This window comes from Armatimonas sp., from assembly GCF_964826245.1.
On sequence record NZ_CBAYMC010000287.1, the window covers coordinates 1 to 4,784 of the forward strand.

Here is a 4,784-nt window from a genome sequence, read left to right on the forward strand (position 1 = left end):
CGGCGTAGCCCTGCGCCGTGCCCAGGGGAAGTCCCCGTTTCTCTTTGACACGCTTGAAGCCCTCAGTGAGGCCCAACTCCGAGGCCAAACACAAATTGGCAGCCTGACAGTTGCCCTGATGGGCCGTTGGGACCTGCGCACCCGCCAAATCTTCGACCAAGAGATCGCCCTCGGCTGGCGCGGCAAGACCGTCGAGCCACGCCTCACCTGGCGCAGCCAGAACCAGCAGGTCGGCTTCACCATCAACCTCCCCGCCCTCACCGGGTTCTAGCACCGCTACGGGGAGGAAATTTGGTCTATCACCCCGAATAGGGCTTCAAAAGTTTGTACTTTTCTGAGGACATAAAAAAGATGGCAAAGCAAGTTCGTATCGGTCTGGTGGGGTATCAGTTTATGGGTAAGGCGCACAGCAACGCCTACCGTCAGTTGCACCGCTTCTTCCCCGAGCTCGGCATCGAGCCCGTGCTGAAGGCGCTCTGTGGGCGCTCTGAGGAGAAAGTGAAGGCTGCCGCTGAGAAGTTTGGGTTTGAGAGCTACGAGACGGATTATCGCAAGCTGGTAGAGCGCGATGATATTGACATTATTGATATTGTCACGCCCGGCGACACTCATGTGGAGATTGCGATCGCAGCGGCAAAAGCGGGAAAGATGGTTTTCTGTGAGAAGCCACTGGCAAGCTCCATAGAGAAAGTGGAGCTGATGTGCGATGCGGTAAACGCAGCGGGAGTGCGCAATGCCACTTGTTTCAACTACCGTGGTGTCCCGGCGGTCAAGCTGGCCAAGCAGATGATCCAAGACGGTGTCCTGGGCAAGATCTACCACTGGCGTAGCGTCTATCTGCAGGACTGGATCATCGACCCCAACTTCCCGATCGTCTGGCGCCTACAGGGCGATATCGCGGGCTCAGGCTCCCATGGCGACCTTGTGGCCCACTCCATCGACATGGCGCACTACTTAGTCGGTGATATTACTGAGGTCTGTGGCATGATGGACACGTTTATCAAGCAGCGACCCATTCTTGCCGAGTCCGACGACCGGCTCGGAGGGAAAGCCAGCGACCAGATGGGCGATGTGACCGTGGACGATAGCTCGATCTTCTTGGCGCGCTTTGCCAACGGGGCTGTGGGGACCTTTGAGGCGACCCGCCTGGCGGCGGGACGCAAGAACCACAATAAGTTCGAGATCAATGGCAGCAAAGGCTCGATTGTCTTCAATATGGAGCGCATGAACGAGCTGGAGTACTACAACCACGACGATCCCGCGGAGCTGAAGGGTTTCCGCACGATCCAGACCACGGATGGCAGTCATCCCTACACCGGTAACTACTGGCCTGTCGGGCATATCATCGGCTATGAGCACACGTTCATCAACCTCATCCACGACATGCTCCAGGCTTGGGACACGGGCGCGGAGTTCCACCCCAACTTCAACGATGGCCTTAAGTGCCAAAAAGTGCTGGATGCGGTGAAGAGCTCGTCGGACAGCCGTCTCTGGAAGAGTATCTAAAAATATCTCTGCCTACCCGAAACTAAAGCCCCTACTTTTTCGTCCCTATAAGTAGGGGCACTGTCTCTTTAGGAGTAAGTAATCATGGCTCGGTGTAAAGCATGCGGGACGGAAGCGCCCGCGATGGCACGGTTTTGTAATATCTGTGGTGCGGCGGTAACGGCGGCGAGTGCGCCTCCTGCCAGTGCAGCGACGTCTATGCCTGCCGCACGACCCCAGCCCACACAGTACGCGCCGCCAACGGCTGCCGCGCCGCCGCAGAACCAGAGCACGGGCATGAACAAAGCCGCGATTGCGGCCCTCGTCTCGGGTGTGGTGCTGATTGGCGCGGCGGGCTTTCTCTTCGCCAAGAGCGCGGGGCTCCTCAATGCCCAGAAACCCAGCTCTCCGAGTGGTGCCGTGATCAATGCGCCCAACACTCAGCCTGCCCAAGCGCCGGTTCTAAGTGCTCCTCAGCCGCAGATGCCGCAAGCCCCGATCATGAAGCCTCCTGGCACCATTGGCAACCCCATGCCCGCCGATGTGATCGCATGGCTACGCTGGCTCAAGTGGTTCGAGGGCGAGCGTAAGCGCCTGGAGGCCAAGAGCGCAGGAGAGCTAGTTGTACAGCTTCAGAACGCGATTAAAGAGTACATGACAGGCGAGTCTCTGGGGCTGCTCGATGGCAGCTTTGAGAGTGGGGATGCACCTAAGAAGCCTGCACCCAACTACGGGGAGCAGATCGCCAAGGTAATTGGGGAGTGGAACCAGGCTGCCAATGTCTACAAAACACCGGGCGCCGCTAACAAGCCACCTCTCCCGGATGCCTGTGCGCCGCTCGCGTCAGGGTATGGAATGGCTCTTGACGCGGGGATCGCCGAGATGAGCAAGCTGATGAACACGCTCAATAGCGCTCTGGGCTCGATGAGCGGCCAAGGCGGCGATGCTAGCGGTGCCCAGAATATCGTCCGCGATCTGATGGGCCAGAAGAGCAGCAAGAGCGCCTCGAAGAGTGTGGATGCGCTCTTTATAGATGCCAATGCCGCTCTTGATGCCGTTCGTAATCGCTACACGGACATCCCTCCGGATATCAACGCCACCAACTTCCGCATTGTCTCCGAGGGAGCCAGCCTGAGCCTCCCGATCATGGGAATGTAGGCTAGTACGGTCCGCGAATAAAGCTCGCCACGTGTGTCTGGTAGAACGTGGAGAGCTGCTGGTGGAGCGCTTCTGAGAGGGGAAGAAGGCTGCTCACCGAGACATTACTCTCGACTTGCGCTAAGCTGGTTGCTCCGGGAATGACGGTGGTCACGGCGTCGAAGTCCAGAATCCAGCGCTGGGCGAGCTGGGCGAGTGTCCAGCCTTCGGGGACAAGTGGCTTAAGCGCATCGGCAAGCTCGACACCTAGAGCAAAGGGCAAGCCTGCAAATGTCTCCCCGACATTAAACGCGGCACCATCTCGGTTGTAGGTGCGATGATCGCGGGCAGCAAACTCGGTCTGCGTCGTGTACTTGCCCGAGAGGAGCCCCGAGGCCAGCGGTAGGCGCACGATCAGCGCGACATTTTTCGCTTTGGCTCTCTCAAAAAGCATCTCAATAGGCTTCTGGCGGAAGAGATTGAAGATGATCTGGAGCGAGGCAAGGCCCTCTTGCTCCAGGCAGATCAGCGCCTCTTCCATGCTCTCGACACTGGCCCCGAAACGTGCGATCAGTCCCTCGCTCTGAAGCTGGCGGAGCGTGTCAAAGACCTCACCCTTGCGAAACTCTTCGGTGGGGATGCAGTGAAGCTGAGTGAGCTCCAGCCGCTCAATCCCAAGCCGCTTTAGGGAGTCTGTGGTGTGCTGTCGTAGTGCGGCGGGCGAAAAATTCCCTGGCCAGCCCGGATCGCCCCGTCGCCCGAGCTTGGTGGCGACAAAAATACCGTGCGGCTTGTCTGTGGCAAGCCATGCCCCGAGGCGCTGCTCACTCACTCCGCCGCCATAGACATCCGCTGTATCGAAAAACGTGACGCCGCTCTCATAGGCAGAGCGAAGAATGGCCCGCGCTGCACTATCGTCCATCGCGCCCCAGTCACCGCCCCCAAGCTGCCAGCACCCTAGGCCCACCTCAGAGACGGGGATGCCTTGAAAAGATCGTTGTTTCATCGCGCCCATTGTACAGGCAAAAAGAGGGTACAGTGAGGCATGAAACTCGATACACTCACACTCTGGCCAGGGAAGCTCCCCGGCGCGTCTCCAATCACTACAGGCCCTGAAGCGGATATGTCAAAGCCTGGCGAGGGGATGACGGGTGGTAAGGCCGTGATTCGTTTGGGCAATGTCAGCCAGCCGGAGCTACATGTTTATCTGCCGAGTGGCAAGCGGACGGGAGCGGGGATCGTGATCTGTCCCGGAGGTGGTTATAACATTCTGGCGTGGAATCTGGAGGGCACGGAGATCGCGACGTGGCTGAATAAGCAGGGAGTTGCGGCGTTTGTCCTCAAGTACCGAGTCCCGACGGGCGCACTGAAGCCTAACTGGGAAGGGCCGACCATGGATGCGCAGCGGGCACTGCGGCTCGTACGTGCCAATGCCAGCAAGTGGGGCGTGGCTCCCGATAAACTCGGCATTCTGGGGTTCTCGGCGGGGGGCAAGACAGCGGGGATGGCGGCGCTCCAGAACGGCAAGTCTCTCTACGAGGAGCAAGATGATACCGATAAGCTCTCGTGCCGCCCAGACTTTGCCGTGCTTGTCTATCCCGCCTACTTCTGCGACAACAATCTCCAGCTCTTGCCGGAGTATGCCGCGATGGTGACCAAAGATCTGCCGCCGTTTTTCTTCGCCCACGCCGCCGACGATGGAGTGACTTGCCAGAGTAGTGTTCAGCTCTTCACTGCACTTCGAAAAGTGAAAGTCTCCGCCGAGCTCCATGTCTGGGAGTCAGGTGGCCACGGCTATGGGATGCGCCCTCAAAAAGATAAACCGATCCCGACGGCCTGGCCCAAGCGCTGCGAAGAGTGGCTCAAGGCGCGTGGGCTGATGTAGACGCTGGCTAAAGATAGCGTCTGAAGGCGCAAGCGCCACGAAGTCGCTTCGCAACTAAACTCGGTCGCCGATTTTAACCGGTGGATTCAGGGGTAAGCGAGCGCATGAGCCTATCTTGAACGACGGCCATCGTGACATCACCGCGGGTGCGCTCCACCACGGCACGCAGGGCATCGCAGGTGCGCCGCAGGCCGCTGGTGACGGCATCCGGGAAGTCTACCGTGGCAAGTGCCGAGAGAATCTCATCCATCGTCGTGAGCGTACTCTCCGCGCGAGC

General features: G+C 59.1%; 5 protein-coding genes and 1 pseudogene. 4 read left to right on the top strand and 2 right to left on the bottom strand.

Going from position 1 to position 4,784, the window contains the following annotated elements; translation table 11 throughout:
• The 3 genes from AC1XOS_RS19790 to AC1XOS_RS19800 form a co-directional block, all read left to right on the top strand.
• Positions 1 to 271 (top strand): hypothetical protein (locus AC1XOS_RS19790; RefSeq protein WP_481963939.1); only part of this gene is annotated, 271 nt, incomplete at its 5' end.
• Positions 272 to 351: 80 nt separating this feature from the next.
• A complete protein-coding gene (locus AC1XOS_RS19795; protein WP_481963940.1) occupies positions 352 to 1,506 on the top strand; it encodes a Gfo/Idh/MocA family protein in 1,155 nt (384 codons plus the stop codon).
• A gap of 84 nt (positions 1,507 to 1,590) precedes the next feature.
• Positions 1,591 to 2,643, top strand: coding sequence for a hypothetical protein (locus tag AC1XOS_RS19800; RefSeq protein ID WP_481963941.1), 1,053 nt, complete (start codon positions 1,591 to 1,593; stop codon positions 2,641 to 2,643).
• Position 2,644: 1 nt separating this feature from the next.
• Here the strand turns inward: AC1XOS_RS19800 and AC1XOS_RS19805 are convergent, their stop codons facing one another.
• Entirely contained in the window at positions 2,645 to 3,628 is a 984-nt protein-coding gene (locus AC1XOS_RS19805) for an aldo/keto reductase (RefSeq protein WP_481963942.1), read from the bottom strand.
• 39 nt (positions 3,629 to 3,667) lie between these two features.
• On the opposite strand from AC1XOS_RS19805, the gene AC1XOS_RS19810 reads away from it, so the two are divergent.
• Complete coding sequence (locus tag AC1XOS_RS19810; protein WP_481963943.1) at positions 3,668 to 4,507, top strand: alpha/beta hydrolase; 840 nt, start codon at positions 3,668 to 3,670, stop codon at positions 4,505 to 4,507.
• A gap of 73 nt (positions 4,508 to 4,580) precedes the next feature.
• Here AC1XOS_RS19810 and AC1XOS_RS19815 read toward each other — a convergent pair.
• Positions 4,581 to 4,784, bottom strand: a pseudogene (locus AC1XOS_RS19815) (haloacid dehalogenase); the annotation flags it as partial.